This is a genomic window from Pantoea cypripedii, from assembly GCF_011395035.1.
Lineage (GTDB): Bacteria > Pseudomonadota > Gammaproteobacteria > Enterobacterales > Enterobacteriaceae > Pantoea > Pantoea cypripedii_A.
In genome coordinates, this window is the sequence record NZ_CP024770.1 from 1269489 (window position 1) to 1291102 (window position 21614).

The 21614-nt window shown below is 44.8% G+C and carries 19 protein-coding genes and 3 pseudogenes; 9 read left to right on the top strand and 13 right to left on the bottom strand.

Features of this window, described 5'->3' with window-relative positions; genetic code table 11:
* Positions 1 to 198, bottom strand: a pseudogene (locus CUN67_RS30535) (hypothetical protein); the annotation flags it as partial.
* Between the two features lie 113 nt (positions 199 to 311).
* Here CUN67_RS30535 and CUN67_RS29230 point away from each other — a divergent pair.
* The 4 genes and pseudogenes from CUN67_RS29230 to CUN67_RS29245 all read left to right on the top strand — a co-directional run.
* Positions 312 to 982, top strand: a pseudogene (locus CUN67_RS29230) (transposase); the annotation flags it as partial.
* A 75-nt stretch (positions 983 to 1057) separates the two neighbouring features.
* Positions 1058 to 1420, top strand: a complete 363-nt coding sequence (locus CUN67_RS29235) for a LexA family transcriptional regulator (RefSeq protein WP_208719107.1) — start codon at positions 1058 to 1060, stop codon at positions 1418 to 1420.
* A 61-nt stretch (positions 1421 to 1481) separates the two neighbouring features.
* Positions 1482 to 2021 carry an RNase A-like domain-containing protein gene (locus CUN67_RS29240; protein WP_208719109.1) on the top strand — a complete coding sequence of 180 codons (540 nt, stop codon included), beginning with the start codon at positions 1482 to 1484 and terminating at the stop codon, positions 2019 to 2021.
* A 10-nt stretch (positions 2022 to 2031) separates the two neighbouring features.
* Positions 2032 to 2787 carry a contact-dependent growth inhibition system immunity protein gene (locus CUN67_RS29245; RefSeq protein WP_208719110.1) on the top strand — a complete coding sequence of 252 codons (756 nt, stop codon included), beginning with the start codon at positions 2032 to 2034 and terminating at the stop codon, positions 2785 to 2787.
* 499 nt (positions 2788 to 3286) lie between these two features.
* On the opposite strand, the pseudogene CUN67_RS29250 reads toward CUN67_RS29245, so the two are convergent.
* Positions 3287 to 3560, bottom strand: a pseudogene (locus CUN67_RS29250) (Tn3 family transposase); the annotation flags it as partial.
* Between the two features lie 686 nt (positions 3561 to 4246).
* Here CUN67_RS29250 and araD point away from each other — a divergent pair.
* The 4 genes from araD to CUN67_RS29270 are packed head-to-tail and all read left to right on the top strand — an operon-like array spanning position 4247 to position 8683.
* Positions 4247 to 5980: an L-arabinonate dehydratase gene (gene araD, locus CUN67_RS29255; protein ID WP_208719112.1), complete on the top strand. Its 1734-nt coding sequence runs from the start codon at positions 4247 to 4249 to the stop codon at positions 5978 to 5980.
* A 48-nt stretch (positions 5981 to 6028) separates the two neighbouring features.
* Complete coding sequence (garL, locus tag CUN67_RS29260) at positions 6029 to 6808, top strand: 2-dehydro-3-deoxyglucarate aldolase (RefSeq protein WP_208719114.1); 780 nt, start codon at positions 6029 to 6031, stop codon at positions 6806 to 6808.
* Entirely contained in the window at positions 6805 to 7764 is a 960-nt protein-coding gene (locus CUN67_RS29265) for a Gfo/Idh/MocA family protein (protein ID WP_208719116.1), read from the top strand. The genes garL and CUN67_RS29265 overlap by 4 nt, the downstream gene beginning before the upstream one ends.
* A gap of 16 nt (positions 7765 to 7780) precedes the next feature.
* On the top strand, positions 7781 to 8683 hold the full coding sequence (locus CUN67_RS29270; RefSeq protein WP_208719118.1) for an amidohydrolase family protein: 903 nt from the start codon (positions 7781 to 7783) through the stop codon (positions 8681 to 8683).
* A gap of 99 nt (positions 8684 to 8782) precedes the next feature.
* On the opposite strand, the gene CUN67_RS29275 is transcribed toward CUN67_RS29270, so the two are convergent.
* The 6 genes from CUN67_RS29275 to CUN67_RS29300 form a co-directional block, all read right to left on the bottom strand.
* Positions 8783 to 9199 (bottom strand): GNAT family N-acetyltransferase, encoded by a 417-nt coding sequence (locus CUN67_RS29275; protein ID WP_208719120.1) that lies wholly within the window; start codon positions 9197 to 9199, stop codon positions 8783 to 8785.
* 323 nt (positions 9200 to 9522) lie between these two features.
* Positions 9523 to 10311, bottom strand: a complete 789-nt coding sequence (locus tag CUN67_RS29280) for an amino acid ABC transporter ATP-binding protein (protein WP_208719122.1) — start codon at positions 10309 to 10311, stop codon at positions 9523 to 9525.
* 41 nt (positions 10312 to 10352) lie between these two features.
* Positions 10353 to 11075 carry an amino acid ABC transporter permease gene (locus CUN67_RS29285; RefSeq protein WP_208719124.1) on the bottom strand — a complete coding sequence of 241 codons (723 nt, stop codon included), beginning with the start codon at positions 11073 to 11075 and terminating at the stop codon, positions 10353 to 10355.
* Positions 11072 to 11902, bottom strand: coding sequence for an ABC transporter substrate-binding protein (locus CUN67_RS29290; protein ID WP_439332297.1), 831 nt, complete (start codon positions 11900 to 11902; stop codon positions 11072 to 11074). The genes CUN67_RS29285 and CUN67_RS29290 overlap by 4 nt, the downstream gene beginning before the upstream one ends.
* A 614-nt stretch (positions 11903 to 12516) precedes the next feature.
* Positions 12517 to 13866 carry an aspartate aminotransferase family protein gene (locus CUN67_RS29295; protein WP_208719126.1) on the bottom strand — a complete coding sequence of 450 codons (1350 nt, stop codon included), beginning with the start codon at positions 13864 to 13866 and terminating at the stop codon, positions 12517 to 12519.
* Positions 13867 to 13868: 2 nt separating this feature from the next.
* The gene (locus tag CUN67_RS29300; RefSeq protein WP_208719128.1) at positions 13869 to 14927 is read right to left on the bottom strand and encodes a phosphotransferase; all 1059 of its coding nucleotides are present in this window, start codon (positions 14925 to 14927) and stop codon (positions 13869 to 13871) included.
* A gap of 243 nt (positions 14928 to 15170) precedes the next feature.
* On the opposite strand from CUN67_RS29300, the gene CUN67_RS29305 reads away from it, so the two are divergent.
* Positions 15171 to 15917: a GntR family transcriptional regulator gene (locus CUN67_RS29305; RefSeq protein WP_208719130.1), complete on the top strand. Its 747-nt coding sequence runs from the start codon at positions 15171 to 15173 to the stop codon at positions 15915 to 15917.
* Between the two features lie 28 nt (positions 15918 to 15945).
* On the opposite strand, the gene CUN67_RS29310 is transcribed toward CUN67_RS29305, so the two are convergent.
* The 5 genes from CUN67_RS29310 to CUN67_RS29330 form a co-directional block, all read right to left on the bottom strand.
* Positions 15946 to 16698 (bottom strand): amino acid ABC transporter ATP-binding protein, encoded by a 753-nt coding sequence (locus CUN67_RS29310; protein ID WP_208719132.1) that lies wholly within the window; start codon positions 16696 to 16698, stop codon positions 15946 to 15948.
* Between the two features lie 16 nt (positions 16699 to 16714).
* Positions 16715 to 17398: an ABC transporter permease gene (locus CUN67_RS29315; protein ID WP_208719135.1), complete on the bottom strand. Its 684-nt coding sequence runs from the start codon at positions 17396 to 17398 to the stop codon at positions 16715 to 16717.
* A 2-nt stretch (positions 17399 to 17400) separates the two neighbouring features.
* A complete protein-coding gene (locus tag CUN67_RS29320; protein ID WP_208719137.1) occupies positions 17401 to 18111 on the bottom strand; it encodes an ABC transporter permease in 711 nt (236 codons plus the stop codon).
* A 27-nt stretch (positions 18112 to 18138) separates the two neighbouring features.
* Positions 18139 to 18912, bottom strand: a complete 774-nt coding sequence (locus CUN67_RS29325) for a lysine/arginine/ornithine ABC transporter substrate-binding protein (protein WP_208719138.1) — start codon at positions 18910 to 18912, stop codon at positions 18139 to 18141.
* A 415-nt stretch (positions 18913 to 19327) separates the two neighbouring features.
* Positions 19328 to 19858, bottom strand: a complete 531-nt coding sequence (locus CUN67_RS29330) for a GAF domain-containing protein (protein WP_208719140.1) — start codon at positions 19856 to 19858, stop codon at positions 19328 to 19330.
* Positions 19859 to 21614 lie beyond the last annotated feature (1756 nt).

Here is a 21614-nt window from a genome sequence, read left to right on the forward strand (position 1 = left end):
CAACCGCTGATCGATGTAAGGCATGAAGGGTTTAAGTTTCTTCATAGGCTGGCGGTCTGGCCTTGCCGGTTTACTTTGTTGTTTAAGGTGACGTCTGACCGTGCGTTCAGAACATCCGACGTGATGAGCGATGTCGATAATATGTGCGCCATGAATGCGCATCTGCTTTATCATGAGATGGTCCCCTCTGCTTAACATGCGGTTTCTCCGGATGGTGTAGGAACCTTAAGAGAAACCCATGTTGGGTGGAGTGGACAAAATTCATGCTGATTTTAGGACTTATATCAGTCGCGCCGACAACGTCATTCAGGATCGGTCAGGATATGAACACAGGCTACATCAGGGCAGCCCGAATCCATCTGCCCGATGCTGTGGAGAACATCGACTTCGATCGGTTCCATGTGGCGAAACAGCTAGCCAGGGTGGTGGATAAAACCCGGCAGAACAGATATCCGCGGCTTCCTGCTGACAGCCGCCAAGCCAAAGGCAACCGCTTCCTGTGGCAGTACGGCGAAAAATGTATGGCAGAGTCACGGCAGATACTGGGCTACAAATAATTAATCAGTCCAGGAAATCGTCCGCACCCCCAAAAAAACGGCCAGCCAGTCGTGGTGTTGACACAGGAAAAGCTGACGTGGCTAGGTGAGCAGATGCAGCAGACCAGCCAGTACTGGACGCTGAAGGAACTAGCCAGGGTAATCTGGAACCGCCTGTGGAGTAATGAACGCTGTACAGACTGGTTGCGCTGGATAGCGCTGGCGGAAAACTGTGACGTTGCCATCATGAGGAATGTGGCAAAAGCCATCAAAAAAAGGCCCTACGGAATACTGAATGCAATGCGGCATCGTTTCTCAAACGGTAATACCGAGGCGCTAACAGCAAGATAAGGCTGCTGAGGACAAAAGCAAGAGGCTACCGAAACCGCAAGCCTTTTAAACTGGGCGTCATGTTCCACTATGGAAAGCTGAACATGGGGTTCTGAACGCTCCCCCATGAACGGGGAGGACCCATACGCATACGGTATATTTGAAGGCAATGTTATGGCTTTCCATCTCCAGTGCAAAACTATGTTGAACCACGATTTTCTCGTGATGAATTATTCATCAAACAGCCGTATGCCACTTACTTCATGAAATCCGGGGAGTGTGTGTCGCATTGGGGGACAATCAAGGACTCGCAACTTGTGGTTGATAAGGCTCGCACACCAGTAGATGTCTCTCTGGTGATCGTGGAATTGGAAGGGGCATTGCGGTTATGTCGTCTATCGCTGCATCCGGTTCCAACTCACCAGGCTATGGGTACACACAAGACGTTCAAAAACCTCAGAGAAGATGAGTTGAAGGCGAAGGTAGGTGATATGGGGGCGTATTGCTGTAACGATATGAGCGCCAACGAATTTGACGATATCGCGCCGTTTTAAAGCGCTATAAATTTGGAATATTTTGTCGTAAAGTTAGCGCTTTTACAGCAATGGTACTTACATGGACTTGTGGAATGGGACGCTACCACCTGGTGTAATCGAGAACAAATTGGTCGAAATTATGTCTGACATAATGAAAACGTCTCTCAGCGAACACGAAGAGGTTGTTGATCCTGCCCCTGCAGGGCGCCCACTTGGTGGACATACACTGAAGAAGCACGCAGGCAAATCGGATGCCGAACTTTTAGGGCGCTTCGGCTGGGATTCTAACTGCCATTCGAGTAGCGGGTTCTTTAACGGTGTGAGCTTTGCGGAAGCAGTCGTAGCTAAAGCGCTCCTATCCAATCTTGACAGGGTGTATACTTGGTATACAGGTGACAAAAGCGCAACCGCTGATTTGCCTGATGCTGTAGAAAACGATAAAGATTTGCATATCGTCTATCAGAATAATTTTGATGTTGGTCGGACGTTCAAGCGCAGCAAGCCAGGCCAACCAGCACGCGTTAAGAATAAAGTATCTATTTTATTGCGCTGGATAGATGAAGGTGAGCCGCCAATCAATGGCCGCACTGATTTCATCCTTACAGCGTATCCATGCTAAGGAGGTTCATATGACAACGACATACCCGCGCATCGAAAAGATGATGGCTGGCTATATCAATATGGACGCCTATGAAATGACTGGCTCTGAAGATCGAGCCGAGCAGGTTCTCTATTACACAACTCGCGTGTCACCGAAAGCGCTCAAAGATTTACTGTCAGAGCTCGATGAATTTGAACGCGAGCATAGCGACAACCTGACTGATGATTTTGAAGATGCATTCGATTTCGGTGCCTATATACCTGATGCCAGGGTTTTTTTTGGCTTGGTACGCGAGGTGGTAAGAGCACAGTTGGGGGAGGCGCTACCTGAAGCACAGGAGCATTGTCCTTTATCCGAGTCAATGGATAAATGGCTTCTGAACGTTTCATATAATGCACTGCCTAATGGGGCTGTATTATATGTTGGTGAGGGAGTTGATCTGTTCGGAATACCACCTAATGCAGATGGTCTCGTATTCCATACTGGTGCTGGTATTTTCACTGAAAAACCCGCCGAATTGAAACAACCTCATCAAGTTACTACTGGCGGTCACTTTACTCTTTCAGTCCAGGATATTGAGCTGATCCGTACCTATGAACGAGAGCTTATTGTGCATGCTCTCAACATTCCACGCTCGGAGCGTGCGACAAAGGAGTATGTGCGGCTTCTTGAATCTATCCTCACAGTTAAGGGGGTAGCCGTTGGGCAAGACCAGACAAAACAAGCCTTTGGTTTTTCTGTCGAAGATTTCATTCGCGCACAGGAAAGCAAAACTACACGCTGATCATTCGGCTTCTTTTTAAGCTATCTCTCTGCAAATCATTGCAGCAATGAATATTACTGGATGCCAATAAATCATTGCTGCAATGGATAACCACTCATGCGCCTGTCGGCCATTCAGAAAAGTACTCTTAACCCTTTACGCTACAGCACAACAAAGGCCAGCAGATGAGTCGATTTCATCAGCCTGGCTGAAGCGGAAAATCAATTCTGTTCTGGCAGAACCCGCGCATGGCGATAACTTCCGCACCAGTTGTAAACACTTTGCCGTAACGGGCTGATCAATATGCTGAGCAATCGCAAAACTTTCAAGCTTGCACATACAATGACAGCATCAGGAATGGAGAAGGCTTCCGCCATTTTTGCCGATTATTTACGTGCTGAATTCGAAAGTGGGTAATGTAAACTATTTCCGGTGCTACAGGTCGCTATAACGTGGAGTTTGAGTACCCATGGAACGAAAACGTACGCTAACGAGATAATTCATTGTTTAAATTAAAATTCTACGTTCTCAGATCTCCGTTCATAATATCCTCCGGTAGCGTGAACGTATAATTTCCCAGCATGTTCATATGCCCGTGAATCAGTGGGGATAAACTGGCGATATCCTCCTCCCTAGTTTCTTTTCCATGACTGCGCATCCAGCCCTTCACGATAACGCCTTCTGACCTCCCCATGCTGTCCTTAACAAATTGCCCGAACCACTGCAAGCCGGCCTTCTCCCCGATGGAGTTGCGTCAGGATCCGGCGACGATAATCTTCGTCATCAATATAATTAGGGTTCTACACCGGAATCGCCGAAATTTCCGTCGCACGGAGTGAAGGCGGCAAGTGATGTTTTAGATTGGCAGGTAGCGCTGATGCGCTGACTACCTATAAAAATATCGCGTGCGCGAGTCATCCTGATGTCATTTACTTACCTGTGTCTGAAGCGGGTTTGGACGAGGTGGGTTATTTTGGCTGGATCAAATCTCTGTCAGTCGTTGCCACTTTGCGGATATATCCCGTATGGGGTCTTATTCAGCTGAAGTATGAAGGAAGGTGGACGCTGTTGATACACCGGGCAAAAAATCTCCTGCACACAAGCTGATTAATAACAGGGACTTCGGGAAAATGATTTCCCCTGGAGCGGGAAGATATTTTATAAGCACAGGGGGTTAGAGTTGAGTGCGGGTAATGAAAAAATGAGGGATATATAACGCTCTGTTTTAAAATGCAATTTCTGTTTCATCAGCGTGATGTTATGGCCAGCAGCCTGCCGGAGCCACCACAACAGAGGAAGACCTATACATAAATATATCAATAAAATGGATTACATACTCATCACAAAAGTGAGAGCTGAATTGCGAACTAGATCACTTAACTAAACATGTGATATACCAATATATCAGTAACTATGATAGTTATAATTCTGTCCTTTAATCCCATAAATTACAGAAACAGCTCTGGAGTAGCGGATAAAAATGAGAAAAAAACCCGAAGAACTGAGAAGTTACCGCTGGTTTGGCGCACCTGTTTTCCGCTCACTGGGCCACAGAGCACGTATGGCCCAGCAGGGTTATGCACGCGAAGACTACATGGGGAAACCCGTCATAGCCATTATCAATACATGGAGTGAAATCAATCCCTGCCATACACATTTCAAGGACCGGGCAGAGCAGGTAAAACGGGGCATTTTACAAGCCGGCGGCTTTCCTATAGAGCTACCAGCCATGTCGCTTGGTGAACCCTATGTCCGTCCCGCTGCAATGCTGTATCGAAACTTGCTTGCAATAGAGACTGAGGAATTGCTCCGATCCCATCCGATCGACGGTGCAGTATTGATGGGAGGATGTGATAAAACAACACCAGGCTTGATCATGGGAGCAATTTCAATGGATATCCCGGCAATATATCTCCCAGCCGGGCCCTCATTACGAGGGGACAATAAAGGCATGACTCTCGGTTCTGGAACAGATTTATTTGCCTCCTGGTATAAGTTTAAAGCAGGCGAGTACACCGAGGAACAGCTCGAAGAAGTAGAAAACGGTATTTCCCGTTCGGCAGGTACATGCATGACGATGGGTACCGCTCCCACCATGATGAGCATGGCGGACGCACTTGGATTTTGTCTGCCAGGTGCTTCATCGATCGTTGCACCTGATTCCAGGCACGCCATTATGGCCGAGCGCACTGGCCGAAGAATCGTTGAAATGGTCTGGGAAGACCTTAAACCCTCACATTTCCTGACTTCTGCCTCTTTCGATAATGCCATTACAACCGCGCTCGCTTTAGGCGGTTCAACTAACTCAGTGGTACATATTATTGCGATGGCCAGACGCGCAGGCATTCCGCTCACCGTCGAGCGCTTTGACCAGCTGTCTCAGCGAGTGCCGCATATGGCTAACATCCGCCCCGCCGGAAAATATCTTATGGAGGACTTTTATTACGCCGGTGGTTTGAATGCCCTGCTGAACAGACTTGGCGATTTTATTGATCGCTCCACGATGACGGTAACCGGCAAAACGTTAGGTGAAAATATCAATGGCGCAGAAGTCTATAACAATGACGTTATCTTCCCCCTGGATAAACCATTAGGTGAGTTGGGAAGCCTCGTCATTTTAAGAGGCAATCTTGCGCCTAATAGTGCGGTACTCAAAATTCATGCTGCTGCCCCTCGGCTACGTGAACACATCGGTAAAGCGGTTGTTTTTCGTGATGTGGAAGACCTTCAGGCGCGTATCGATGATCCAGAGCTCGATGTAACAGCTGACTCTGTTCTCGTGCTCCAAAATGCCGGTCCCCTGGGGGCACCCGGTTTCCCCGAATGGGGACAAATACCTATTCCTAAAAAACTGCTTCAACAAGGTGTGAAGGATATTGTTCGGATCTCTGACTCCCGAATGAGCGGAACCAGCTTCGGGTCCTGCGTGGTGCATATCTCCCCAGAATCTTTTATAGGAGGGCCATTAGCCTTTGTGCAGGATGGGGATCTCATAGAATTGAGTGTACAAAAGCGTCAACTAAATCTGCTCATCACCGAAGAAGAAATGGCAGCTCGCAGGGAACTGTGGATTAAACCCGCCCCACGTTATCCCAGAGGGTATGGGAGGATGTTTACCGAACATGTAAGCCAGGCAGATGACGGATGCGACTTTGATTATCTGCTCACCATTGACGGCCCTGGAGGGAAAATCCCCGAGCCGCCAATTCAATAACCCGCTGCGAACCGATTTAATTTCCCCATAATAAACAATGAGGTTGAAATGGAACGGCCTGTTTTACCCAACATATTCCGTTCGTGTTTACGCAACGGCGATTTACTGACAGGTTGCTGGTGTGGCCTGAGCAACCCTATAACCACTGAGATTCTGGGACTCGCAGGATTTGACTGGTTACTCATAGATGGAGAGCATTCCCCAAATGATATTCCCTCTTTTGTTACGCAGCTAATGGCCTTAAAAGATACGAGCAGTGCCGCGGTTGTCAGACCCCCATCCAACGACCCGGTCAGTATTAAGCGACTGCTGGATATTGGATTTTACAACTTTATGGTTCCCTTTGTAGAGACAGCGGAAGAGGCGACGCTGGCTGTCAAATCAACCCGCTATCCTCCTGAGGGGATCCGGGGTGTATCTGTCAGCCATCGTAGCAACCGCTATGGTGCCGAAGCGGATTATTTCAAACAGATTAACCACAATATTTCAGTGATGATTCAGATCGAAAGCACAGCCGGCATCAGCAATATCGATGAAATTTGCCAGGTTGAAGGTGTAGATGCAATTTTCATCGGACCCTCTGATTTAGCAGCCGCACTGGGTTATCTGGGACAACCCGACAATTTGCATGTACAGCAAACCATTCGCCATCTTATTGAACGCTGTCAGCATCATCGTGTTGCTGTCGGTATTCTGGCCCCGATCGCGGAAGATGCAAGACGCTATATTAATTGGGGCGTAACGGCTGTTGCTGTTGGTTCTGATGTAGGAATTTTTCGCGGTGCTACGCAGGCATTAATAAATCGCTATCGGCAGGAGAACCCATGAATATCTGTATGGTTGGTTACGGCATGATGGGAACCTGGCACTCCCGTGCCCTGAGACATGGCAAAGATACCCTTCATACCCTTGTCGGACACGACCTGGCAAAGGCTGCTAAATTTGCGCAAGAATTCGGTTACGCCTGCGTAAGTGATGATTACCAGCAGGCATTTTCTAACCCCGAAATAGATGTGGTCATCATCGCGGGTCCCAGTCAGTCACACGCTGAGATGGCTTTGTATGCACTAAGCCAGGGGAAGCATGTTCTGGTCGAGATTCCGCTTGCGTTGACATTGGCGGATTGCGAGAGAATTGTTGAGGCTGCGGAAAGGTATCAGCTGACGGTGGGAGTAGTGCACCCCATGCGTTTCCGGAAGGAACATATTGCACTCACGGAAAGACTAAACTCGGGTGAAGAAATACTGCTCCAGGTCCAGTCACGCCTGTACCTTCATCGCCGGGAAAATATCGGCTCCACCGGATTACAACGGTCCTGGACCGATAATCTTCTCTGGCATCACGGTGCACATCTTGTCGATGTCGGTTTGTGGTTGGCAGGAGCGGGGGAACCACAACGCGCAGCTGATAAACTAATAAAGATCTCGTCCGTTATGCCTGCTGCTGACAATTACACCACAATTCCCATGGAACTGACTGCGATTCTGGAAACGTCCAGCAAACAAGCTATTTCCTGTATGGGTTCGTACAATTCACCAGATCGAATTTTCGATGTTTTTGTCATCACTAACCAGAATTCCTATCGACTGGATATCCTCAGTGGCCAGTTATATCTGGGTGCAGAAATGATATCTGTCGACGCAGAAGAAACGAATAATGCACAGGTAGCCCCGGATTTTCTCAATGCCATCAGGGAAAAAAGAGAACCGCGAGTCACAGTGCGTTCGGTTTTGCCTGCAATGCGGATCCTTGACGCAATCGAAAGACAACAACAGAACACGTAAGGTCAGGAGTGCCCGGATGAAAAAAAATGAGCTTGTATTGGGCAGAGTTCATACCCAACCCACCGTACCTTTACCAGAGAAAGCATATGACTGCCATGTGCATATTTTCGGCCCTTACGAACGATATCCACTCACAGAAAACCGTAGCTATACACCCGCACAAGCCACTGTTCATGATTTAGAGAAACATCAGTATATCCTCGGTCTTGAAAGAGTCGTACTGGTTCAGCCCAGCATTTATGGCACTGATAATAGTTGTCTTTTAAATGCGCTCAGAGTCCTTGGTCCCGATATTGCCCGTGGCATTGCAGTTGTTGATAAGACAACAACCCCAGAAACGTTATATGAATATAAAGCAGCTGGTGTCAAAGGGATCCGCCTCAATCTGTCTGCTGCAGGGTCAGATATTACTCAATCTCGTGAGGAACTTAGATTTGCTAAAAAGATTACCAATGAAATGGAGTGGCATTTGCAGCTATTCGCCCCCTACTCTACTCTCATTGCTCTGCGTGATGAACTCGAAGCGTTAAAGTGCCAAACGATACTTGATCATTTTGCAGGGGTAACGTTTAAGCCCGGTAGCGGCTTGAAAACACTCCCGGAATTAACTGATTTATACGCAAACGCCAACATTATAATAAAACTCGCTGCACCCTATATTGTTTCTACAGACCCCGATCACAACTTTTTTCGTGACTTAATAGGCTCTTTAGCGAGTATAAACCCGGACAGGTTGATATGGGGTTCGAACTGGCCGCACCCCTCTGGTGGTATCGGGTTGGCAGAGAAGAATGCTCATTCGCCATTCAGAGATATCAATGATGGCCATATCATCGATACATTTTACGATTGGATTGGAGACCGTGACCTGACAAGAAAAATATTCTCTCTTAATCCGGACAAACTATTCAATCATTAACTCATCCCAATATATTTGAATACTTAAAAACGGCGGATATCACTCCGCCCTTTCTTTAAAAATCGAAGTTATCTCTCTTCTGTTGACAGACGGATATGCTTATAAACGATCCTTATCGAAATTCATGCGAATATACTCGATGTTATTTTTCATAAACGCATCCCCCTCAGCAGTAAAACCAACGTTACGATAAAATGAGGTAGATGAGGTTCTTGCATCAAGAAACACATGCTGAATTGACAACTCAGACAGCTTAGCCAGAACAGCATGCATCAATGCTGTACCATAGCCCTTACCCTGATGCTGTTGAAGAGTGGCAAACTTTCTTATCTGACAGGTCTCGCAATCGACGAAAAAAACTGAGAGACAGCTGACAATTTGGTCCTGCAGGACAATTCCATAATGCGATGCCTCTTCATCCCCTTCCACCTGGCATTGAGCAAGTTCAGAAGCAGGCCAGAGCACTGCCTGACGTAAAATCAAGCAATCAGCAACTGTGATGCCTTCAATTTTCATGTAAACTTTCCTCCAGAGGCAAACCAGATGATCATTGATGAAGCTATTTTCTTCAGAAAAGAAAAAAACCTCTACTATCATGCATCGTTTTCGAGGTATTTACATTAGGAAAATGGTGTATTTCCTGTTAGTTTGTCTCTGTCACTCTGGCAACTTTTTTCCTTTTTTCTACGTTGTATTCTCCTTTATTTTTCCAATTTGCCCGACCAGCGTGCGTCATTTACCTTATTCAATGATGTATCCTATCCTGTGCCGGTTATACATAAGACTGTCCATCGGCACATCAACTGGTTTAGTATTATCAGAAAACCTAATATTCCGGCTTAAAAGCCTCCATCTGGTAGCACCCTTGAAAGAAATGAACGTGTTCTTGGATGTTTAGGATTGCTAAAAATGTCTTCAGGAGAGCCTTCTTCTATCAACTCGCCTTTATCAAGGACAACCACACGATTAGCAACATCTCTGGCAAATCCCATTTCATGAGTCACCACAATCATCGTCATCCCCTCTTCAGCTAGCGTCTTCATTACCTGCAACACTTCGCCAACCATTTCGGGGTCAAGGGCACTGGTGGGTTCATCGAAAAGCAACACATCTGGTTTCATTGCCAATGCCCGCGCGATTGCAACTCTCTGCTGCTGCCCGCCCGAAAGCTGTGCGGGATAATGATTTTCACGGTCGGCCAACCCGACACGTTTTAATAACGATTTTGCTTCCTGAATTGCTTTCTCCTTCGGAATACGTAGCACCTGAGTAGGTGCTTCAATCACGTTTTCCAGAGCCGTCATGTGTGGGAATAGGTTGAACCGCTGAAATACCATACCAACATCCAGACGTTGCCGGGCAATGTTACGCTCTGAGTCTTTCATCCAGCTTCCAGAAGCCCTCTGTCGAAAACCGATACGATTACCATGAATGTAGATTTCGCCTGCCTGAATATCTTCCAGCTGGTTTATGCAGCGGATAAAAGTTGTTTTACCGGAACCTGAGGCACCAATGAGCACTACAACTTCACCCAGTTTCACAGATAATGATACAGACTTCAGAACCACAGATTTTCCATAGGTTTTTTTTATATCTCTGGCATCTATAACTATAGTTTCCCGATTCATAAACTTGATTCCTGTCAACGTTGGACAATTCTGAATAGATATTATGCAGGATCAGTAAAACGCTCAGACCTGGCATAATGTTGTTCAAGTCTGCGCTGAACCAGACTCCATAACGACGTCAGGATAAGAAAATAAATCGTCAGTAAAAGGTACAGTTCAAATACCCTGAATGTCGCGGAAGTGATCATTTGAGTACTCAACATTAATTCCGGGACACCAATAACACTAACAAGCGTGGTGTTTTTTAATAAAACATTTACCTGATTTCCCATTCCAGGGATGATTACCTTCATAGATTGTGGGAAAATAATACGTCGCATCAATCTTGGATATGTCATACCTAAAGCTTTTGCTGCTTCATATTGGCCCTTATCTATAGAAAGCAACCCGGCACGGATAATCTCTGCCATAAATGCACCTTCACTGATTGATAACGCTACAATGGCCGCCTGTATATTCCCAGGGAGCACAAATTCCCCAAAGTAAATATCTTCAAACCGATATACATTACCTGCAGCAAGAGCAGTATAAAGGAACAAAATTTGCACAAGGAGAGGTGTACCTCTGATTACCCAAATATAAAAACGGACTGGATATTGAAATAAACGGTTTGCCGACATTCGACATAATGCAGCTAACATCCCAATAGCTGCGCCAAGCACAACGGACGTCAGGGCGATAATGCAGGTTAACCATAACCCGTAAAGGTAGGTATGGCTTGGGTGCAATGCATATTGCAGAAAAATATTGAGATCAAAATTCATAATTTTCCCTGTGGCAGCCGGTCACCTTCAATGTTCCATTTTCTGAACGCGGATTGATAGCTTCCATCCTGTTGCATTGATGTAAGGATATCGTGCACGGCAGCACTTAGTTGTTGATCTTCTTTACGTATACCGAATCCGGTTAATATTTTATTAAAAGCAGGAACAGCAGTTTTGAACGTGCCTTTTGAAATCGTTTCATAGTATCCAGCCGCTTCCATAGTCGTTCCGTGTGCATCAACCTGTCCCAATCGTAGTGCCTGAAAAGCTTCACCATCAGATGGGAAAATCACAATATTAATGGGCGGTTTTCCTGCTTTTACAAAAGCATCACTTTGCTTATCCAGTAATGTTTTAATGGTAGAGCCGTTATTTACAGCGACTTTTTTCCCACTTAAATCGTCTAATGTCGCGATCTTCTTCGGATTATTCATTGCGACAACTATTGCCTGACTGGACTCCATATAATTAACAATGTCAATGACCTGTCGGCGTTCTGGTTTATCAAAAAGCTGTGCAACTATCATGTCACATTGAGATGCGAGTAAAGCCGGGATCATTCCTGAGAAGGGAATGATTTTCCATACAACCTTTTTGTTACCCATATCCTTTGCAATCCGATTAGCTATCTCCACGGTCAGACCTGAGGGTGTGGAATTTTCATCATAAAACGTCAGCGGAGGTACATCCATCGGAGAGCAATAAGTAATCTGACTACTCATGGCCAGACGTTCAGGTAATGAGTACTCCTTTGCCATTACTAAAGAAGGTGTGCTTACTGCCAGAATTGTACAAATAAGCTTTCCAATACGACCAAATTTACTCATTTAACGTCGCCTCATCATTGGTGGATCGCTTTCCGTCAAGTTCAATTGATAGCTCTGAGCTTGCGCGCCTGGTCACTAACTAATTTTGTAGGACATTAATCCCTAAGCAATCTCAGTGCCATAATTGAAAATAATTTACTAATTAATTGTTTTTATTGTATATTTACGAGAAACAACCATATCAAAAATTCATTTGCGATCATCAAATAATATAAAATCGTCCTACAATATTTATAATGACACCAGGGTGGTGCAACTGCACTGGAATGGGGTGGCATTACAGTGCAGTTGATGGGCAATAACGGGAACTTAGGGAGAATCAGGAACGAATGGCATTCAACCATTCTCAGAATAGTTAGTCGCAGCGGGATATTTCACAAGAATATTGCGCAGTAGCACTGATCAGAAAAGGAAGCAACGCCGGATTTGAGAAACGCTTTCGCTGTCATACCGGTGTCGACATGATGCATACCGACACCCAGTAATGAAAAAAATAATAAGGTGAATAAGGTCATGAAGAACCTTTGCAACACCGAATCGTCACAATGATATGAATCCAGACAGCCATTGCTCAAAGAATAGAACGGGAGTGACGAGGTGTTGCATTATTTCCCCTAACCGATGATGGCCTTCAGTGTGTCTTCAAACTGGTTTAACAGATGGTCTGCATTGTCCTGATTGAAAGTCAGTAATGGTCGAATCTTGAGGCTGTTTTCATTTTTTCCAGTGGTGCTGATCAGAATGCGTCGCTCGCGCAATTCACTCACGACTTTGCGCGTCAGTTCGCCATCCGCTTCTTTGCTGTCTGGATTTTTCACAAACTCAATCGCATGATAAAGACCTGCACCTCGTACATCACCTACCTGTGAGTAATTCTCCGCGATGGTACGGAAGCCATGCAACAGATAGTCACCGAGGATGCGGGAATTATCCATCAGATTTTTGTTCTGGATCTCATCAAGTACAGCCTGAGCTGCTGCGATACAAACCGGATTTCCGGCAAAGGTGTTGAAGTAGCGAACCTTGCGGCCGAAGTCAGCAAGCAATTCTGGTTTCGCCACCACCGCAGCGATAGGCAAACCATTTCCCATAGGCTTACCCATCACCACCAGATCCGGTTTTATGTCATGCCGCTGGTAACCCCACATATGAGAACCAGTACGTGCAAAACCTGGCTGAACCTCATCCGCAATGTAAACCCCACCATGTTTGTGCACAACCTCAATAGCTTTCTGGAGAAAACCCGTGGGGGTGGTCAGCAGGCCATCCGTTGAAAATATACTGTCGGCAATAAAACCCGCGAATTTGATGCCATGCCGCTCCATATCGGCGATTGCAGCTTCAATATCATCTGCCAGTCGCTGTCCCACATCCACATCTTCAGAGACACGATACGCATCAGGCGCACGGACGGTTCTGACGTGTTGATCGACCGGCACATATTTGCCCATCGTCGTTGAGATAGCTGCAACCGTCGTGGTTATGCCGTGGTAGGCATAATCCGTCACAATGATACCCGTGCCACCAGTGAAAAATTTGGCAATGCGCAGTGAAAGGTCTACTGCTTCGCTACCCGTGCAGGTATACATGACGTGGCCAAGTTCAGGTTCAAAGGTATTCAAAAGCTGAGCTGAATAATTGAGGATATTCTCGCTCATATACCGGGTGTGGGTATTCAATGTGGCAATCTGTGCAGAAACCGCCTCTACCACCGCCGGGTTACAATGACCGACTGAAGGCACATTGTTGTAGCAATCAAGATACGCATGACCTTGCGCGTCATACAGAAACACACCCTCACCACGGACGAACTCAACCGGATGTTCATACATCAATTTGTAGGATGGCCCAAGCAGAGCCTCACGACGGGTGACGATATCACGCTCATGTGCGTTCAGCTCATTGACACGAGCAACATCAAAGCCATTCTGCATGCCAGCAGTGGTAGAAAAAGACTGGGACATAGTTATTCCTTACAGGCTGATTGAACTAGCGAACGGGTTTCCTCAACAGGCAATGCCAGCAGTTGTTCCAGCTGCAACCAGCTCGTTGCAGTATTTCTCAGGATATAATCGCTATTTTCTGGAAACTGGCGGGCGCGCCATTCAGTGATGACAATCCGCACAAACATGCGAATAAGAAAAAGATCGAACATGATGTTTATTTCATTCTGAAGCAACGGGACTTCTTTTACGTAACCGCGAAGAAAAGCCAGTGCCCCCTGCAAAAGTTCATCACCCGTACCCAATTGATACGTTGCTCCAACAGCTACATCGATGGCTATGGCAGTGCAAACGGCATCACCAAAATCAAGGATTGCGGCTATTTGATCAGTATTCGCAGGATTAACTAACACGTTGTCGCCATTCATGTCGTTATGAACCACGCTTTTACGCAAAGCAGGCAGCAGTGGCTTAACCTTCTTCTCGAAATTTTCCAGGCAGAACGCCAGCATATTTCGACGCTCAGGTGCGATAATCACATCCATATAGTCACGCAATGAAGAGGCATGTTGCGCATCCCACAACAGAATGTGATCCTGGCCGGGATGGCTGAAATCACTGAGCGCATGCGTTACGCGTCCGGCCATTTTCCCAAGATGATATTTCTGCCTTTCAGTCGCGGGTGACTGTGCCATCAACATACCTTCGATATAGCTTACAACCCGGACGGTCCTCATCTGTCCCAGACAATTCAGGCGGAGATCGAAGCGGCCATGACAGTCCGCTCTGACCTGCTGGACTGGTAGTTCCGGCGCTCGCAGATTGATGTGATGTAACAATTCAGTCTGAAAATTGCTCACCAGCCACTCTTCGCCTGGATGAGCGAACTTAATTGTAAATTTAAGTCCGTCGGTACACTCAACCAAAAAATTTTGATCTCTTTCGCTGCGTAGTTTTCGGACCTGACCCTGAATGTTGTAATGCTCCCGCAGAACTGTTTCTGCAAAATCACAGTCAATATCACATTGCTGATCCATCAGTGTGTTAGTTGCATTCGCGTTGGATGAAAGCTTCTCTTCCATACTGGTCACCATGAGTAAAAAATCATGTGATATATTGGCATATCAGTTAATGTAAATAAAGAGATCTCCAGTCAATGTATTAACTGGTACTGGAATAAACAGAAAAATCATGTTCATTCCCTGGATGACTCAGAGGAATAACTTATACATCACACTTGAAGTATGATTACCGAAATCAGGTTCCGTGATATATTGGTAGACAAATTCAGGCTTGACTACATCTACAGTTTATGAGGTATTTCAATGGGTTTTCTGTTTTCACCTGAGATGCTGGATCACCGTTTACCGAAAACCATGCAGGTCTTCACTCTGATGCGGGATGCCATCATCGCCATGCGTCTCCCTCCTGGAGAAGTGATCCAGGAAAAGGATATTGCCATGCAGCTCGGACTCTCCAGAACACCGGTGCGTGAGGCACTGTTGTCTTTGGCTAATCAAAATCTGATCATTGTCCGGCCAAATCAGGGAACGCTCGTCAGCCCTATCGATATCAAACTGGTGCTGGATGGCCAATTTTTGCGTGAATCGCTGGAACCCCGACTGGCTAAACTGGCGGCGCGCTTTTATCGCTCCGAGTATGATATTGAGTTTGATGAAATTATTAACCGCCAGCGCTTTGCTGCTGCAAATACCAACACCAGTTACTTTTTTTCGCTGGATGATGAATTTCACAAGCTGATTGCGAAATGTGCCAACATGCCTGAAATCTGGTTAACACTGCATGGCGGGACTGGCCATCTCGATCGAGTTCGCAGGATGGCTTTCGCCGTTGAACAACACTACGATGCGGTGATTAAAGAACATGAAGCACTGTATCAGGCGATCCGCCGGGGAGATGAAAGTTCAGCGGAAGAATTGATGATAATTAATCTTGAGGTATATGACAGCCTTATGATTCTACTGGATAAACATCGTCATTATTTTGAAAAAGATGATGAACTATTATCCCATCTGGCATCAAAAAGTGGTTTGAATCGTTTATTGGGATAAGAAAATAAGAGGCTCACGCCTCTTTTCATTAGTGTGAAATTTGCCCAACAAACTGGCGAGCACGTTCAGATGCGGGACAAGTGAAAAAAACGTCTGGTGTATTTATTTCCACTATTTCCCCCTGGTCCATAAAGACAACTCTGTCAGCCGCCTTACGCGCAAAATCCATCTCGTGGGTAACACACATCATGGTTATCCCGCTTTCAGCCAGTGACAACAGAACATCCAGCACCTCCTTTACCATTTCAGGATCAAGAGCAGACGTCGGTTCATCCAGCAGTAGCACTAAGGGAGACATGCAGAGAGCACGGGCAATGGCGACACGCTGCTGCTGGCCACCCGACAGTTGACTGGGATAATGGTCCATTTTGTGTGACATGCCCACTTTGGTCAGGAATTTTTCAGCACGTTCCTGCGCCTCAGCTGTAGAAATTTTCAATACTGACTTCGGTGCGAGCATACAGTTTTCAAGTGCGGTCATATGTGGGAATAAATTGAAGTTCTGAAACACCATACCGGTTTCACATCTGACCTTATCATCCCCGCTACGTGTTACACCGACATCAGTGCCATTCACCACAATTTTTCCTTCCTGGTATTTTTCCAGCCCATTAACGCAACGAATTAATGTAGATTTTCCACTTCCCGATGGACCACATACAATAACTATCTCACCCTGACTGACAGTCAATTCGATATTGCGCAACGCTGCATAGTCCCCATACCACTTATTAACACCATAGAACTGCACGATAAGTTTCTGTCTTTCTGGTGAAACCATTTATTTCTCCCGGCCTTCAGGCTCCGATCATATGTTTTGACAGCCGGTTGCTGATCAGCAGCACCAGACGACGAATGACTTCAACGATCACCAGGTAGATAATTGCAGCCCAAAAATAGACCTGAAAATCGAATGTGCGAGAAAAGGCCATCGCCGTTGTACCCATCACTTCCATTACAGTGATGGTGCTGGCAATCGCTGATGATTTCATCATTAGCACCAGTTCATTGCCCAGTGGCCGCAGCGCGACAATCGCGGCCTGAGGAAAAATGACCTTTAAGAAACCAGAGGCACGCGTTAAGCCAAGGGCGTGAATAGCTTCGCGCTGCCCCTGAGGCACCGACTGAATAGCACCCCGCCAGATTTCAGCCTGATAAGCAGCAGTGTTCAATGCGAAGGTAAAAACGGTACACCAGTAAGCCTCACGGAAAAACCACCATATACCCAGCTGTTGAAGTTCATGCCTGAACTGACCCGCACCGTAATAAACCAGGAAGGTCTGAGCCAGTAGCGGTGTGCCGCGAAAAAAATAGATATACATCACAGCAAGTGGCTTAAGCACCGATGAACCCGACATACGTAAAACCAGAATTACCAGCGATAATACTGCACCGATTAATACTGAAGTCAGAACAATATTGAACGTCAGCCCAAGCCCATTCAGCATGCGGGGACCATATTCCTGCAACAACTCAAACATGTTTATCCCCTTGTGTAATACCGGTTAGCTCTGCGTTCCAGTATGCTGAGAACAACACCAGAAAATGATGAAAAAATCAGGTAAATCGCACAAGCCAGGGCGTAAAAGAAAAAAGGCTCCTTTGTCGAGTTGACGGCCACATAGGTCTGCCTCATCAAATCAGCTAAGGCGATAACAGAAACCAATGATGTATCCTTCAGCAGCACCAGCCAGATATTACCGAGGCCCGGTAGCGCAATTCGCCATATCTGAGGAAGCGTCACACGAAAATAACTGGTCTTCGCCGTCAGACCGAGAGCATAGGAAGCTTCATATTGCCCCTTTGGGATAGTTTTAAACGCGGTATAAAAAATCTCGCAGGAAAAGGCAGCAAATACCACGCCCAATGCGAGTAACCCTGCAATAAACCCGTTGATCTGTGGCGTTTCCCAGCCCATAAAATCACATGCCGTCTTAATCGCGAGTTGTGAGCCGTAATAGATAATGAAAATGGTCAACAACTCAGGCAATGCCCGAAATACTGTTCCATAAGCAACACAGAAGCGTCGTACTGCTTTCTTCTGACTCAGCATCCCATTCGCCAGTAGCAGCCCGAAAATCACGCCAAACGGCAGCGTGGTAACTGCAAGTTCGATCGTCAACAGTGCCCCGGAAAGGATGGGCTTCGCCCATCCTCCATTCCCGAATGAAAGATAACTCAGGTATTCATTCATAGATTACCTTTAACTTTCGATAGAAATTTACTTGATTGAAAAATCGAAATATTTCTTATTAATACGGTCAAAGGTTCCGTCTGCAATGATAGCTTTAATGGCCGCATTGAACTGGTCGCGCAAGTCGGAATCAGATTTTCTAACCCCAACCCCTTTCCCAACCCCAAAGTATTGTTGGTCGCGAACTTCTGTTCCTACAAAATGACAGCAGAGCCCATCTGAAGACTTCATCCAGTCTGAAAGAATGGCTGCATCTGAAAAAACCAGGTCGATTCGACCATTGGCAAGATCCATATCTGCATCATCAACAGTTTTATACATCTTGATGTCAGTACCTTTATATTTATCTTCAAGGTAAGTAGCCTGGGCAGTGGAGACCTGGACACCTACCGTCTTTCCTTTCAGCGATTCTGGCGTAGTTTCTTTAATGTCGCTGTCTTTGGTGGTAATAAAGCGTGCTGGTGTTGCGTAATATTTATCGGAGAAGTCAATTTTCTTCTCACGTTCAGGCGTGATCGACATACTGGCCACGATGGCATCATACTTTCCTGACATCAACCCGGGGATCATTCCATCCCACTCCTGCGAAACAATGGTACATTTTGCCTTCATTTTTTCACACAATGCATTGGCGATGTCGACGTCAAACCCAGTCAATTTACCGTCTGCTATGTAACTGAATGGTTTATAGGTTCCTTCAGTGGCGATGCGGATTTCATTCCATTCTTTAGCCATTACTGCCGGAGAAGACAGACTTCCCACTAAGATAATCCCTGCAACAATTGATTTAAGAACAAACATGACAACCTCACTGTGAGTTTCAATATACTGATATATCAATATGCAATAGACATGCCATCTTAACACAACCCTTCACAGCCGTGTTTTGGCCTGATGCTCGTGACATCTGGCGGTGGAAAAGCACCGCTGTAGTGCAAAAAAATTAGAATTGGTGCAATTGGGGGATATGACAAAAGTCAGCAAAGCAACATCTACCTCTTCTGCGCTTAAAAAGATTAAAACGATAAGCAAGAAATTGCCTTGTGTGGTAAGAAGTTGATCATCTTCATCCTGAGCGATAAATCAGTTCAGCTTAAATAGGTATGCATGATGACAATAGATTAATTCACAATATAGTATTTTTCCAATGAAACAAAAAATCAATCCAACGCATGATGAAGCGTATTGAACACCTTGAATTCAGGAACCTGTGATATTAAACTAACTCTGTTATGGCACCCCATAATTCTGCGCGTTTTCTTCTTAGACCAGAATCGAGTATATAGGGTAATAATATTTTTATAACCGAACGGATATCGGCCATCCATTCATCATTAAAATGGTCTTTCTCATTGACAAAATTGACCACGCCAACGACTTTGTTCTGATGCAGAACAGGGATTGATAAAGTGGCTTGATATCCAAGTGAAATCAATAGTGCCCCCTTCTCAAATTGCTCAAGTATTGTCATTTTGTCATTGAAAGTTACTTCCTCGGCATGCTGCAGCGTTCGAGAACTCCATTCGTTCTTTTTGTATTTCATTTTTACACCTGCTGCATGAACGCGATTCTCACTGGTAAAAAGACTAAGAAATGACTTATCATTCTGAAGATAATAAAGTACTGAAAGAATCTTAATACCATACAATGCTGACACTATTTTATACGTTTCAGACCAGACATCTTCACAATGCAAATCCAGATTATTAATCTTCCAGAAGAAATCCCTTAACTCTCTCTTTTTCATTTGAAATGACATCAAAAATACACAATCCAATTAGAAATAGCGCCAAAAAAATACAAAATTAATTCTTTATGACATACCAACCCCGATCATTAATGATGAATATCAGTTACTTAACTGCATGGTAACATCCTGATTTATATGAGCATCATACTAACTCTCAACCATATTATGGTATACGATATACTATGATTCTTATCAATACCACACTTTTTGATGTTATGCTTAGCAAACCTATCTTGAAACCAGTTTCAGCATGTTCTTTCACTGTCTCGCGTAAAGATGAGGGTCTATTCCACCAAAGCAGTACTGTGCCCCGGAAGAAAAACGAGTACATCAACGATTACTTGTTGTTCACACCTGGCAACAAGATCATATTTGCTAATTCAGCAGGAAATTATTCCGTATGCCTGGCGTTAGACTGACAAAGTCCTTTATGGAAAAGATCATCAAAGAAGGATGATATCACTGACATAACAGTTCATATTTTCATCAACTGTAAAATTCATTCCACTTAAACCTACTTAAAGATAAGATGCAAATTTTCTCAATTTAATTTCAGATAAATTCATACTGCATGATTAAATCATTATCTGACCTGGATAAGATGTGGGTTTTCTTCTGATTCCTGACACTCAACAGCGTTTACAGCGAGATACATGAATTTTTTTCTCACTTTTTTGCATCTGTACCAGAGTGCAATTTTCAACTCTCTATCCAAACATTGTGGCCAGCGAGTTTTTACACAATAAACCTCCCATTCAGGAGTATATATTTTTATCATTATTCACTTCATCAATATCAAATAGCCATCCCGCACTTTTTAATTAAGTGAGACTTATCCATTCTTTTAATGGCTAACCTTCGTTGCAATATCCCGGTCAGAATAATAGCTGCTCCATTGATGGAGTTTTTCCCTGTTAAACTGTTTTTCTGTTATAAACCGTTTCGGGATTTAGAACAGTAACTGGCCATTATATTATGCTGAGTACAATAACTGCGTGCCTTATGCGTTTAACACCCAAACATCTACTGATGTCAGTGAGTACTCCGATTATTATCCTCATTAATATTGATCACCCCAGGTATGATAAAGCACGATGCTCTTAAAAAATCATTTTTGCTAAACCCAGGTCTTGAGGTGAATCTATGAATTAATCAATTAAATAATATTCACCTTTGACCAATGTCTTTATGAGATGCCATCCTTTGATATTCCCATTGTTTTATTACCGATATATACTCCAACATAAATAATTGGGAAGATTTTAATTCTGATAACCATACTATGTTGGAGAATTTTAAAGGCTACAATAATAGATTAACCTTTCGAATTTCTTCCCATTATGATTCTTCAAAATGACGCCAGGGTCCTAACGCTGAATACTTTAGACCTTACCAGCACCCGTTCGGTATGCAAGCCCAAGTCTTGTCGCCTTAAAAAGGAGCAGCTCGGCACTAAGTCAGTGCAAATAATTAACATAATTTCTTGTTTGCTCGAAGCAGGAACTGCAAAAAATTTCCGGTTCTGTATTAACTATCCTTTGAGATATCAAAAAATAAATGTGTTTATTTTCAATTCAATACATGATTCCACACAGTTTGTCGCAGGGTTTTATCCTGACAATTGACTATTTATGGCATGTGCTTTGCTACGTAAAAATCAGGTCAATCGTATAAATGTTGCCATTTTGTAAAAAACCGAGCGGCGGTCACAGTTTCAAAATGGTATACGATAGACAATAAACCATAGTAATTT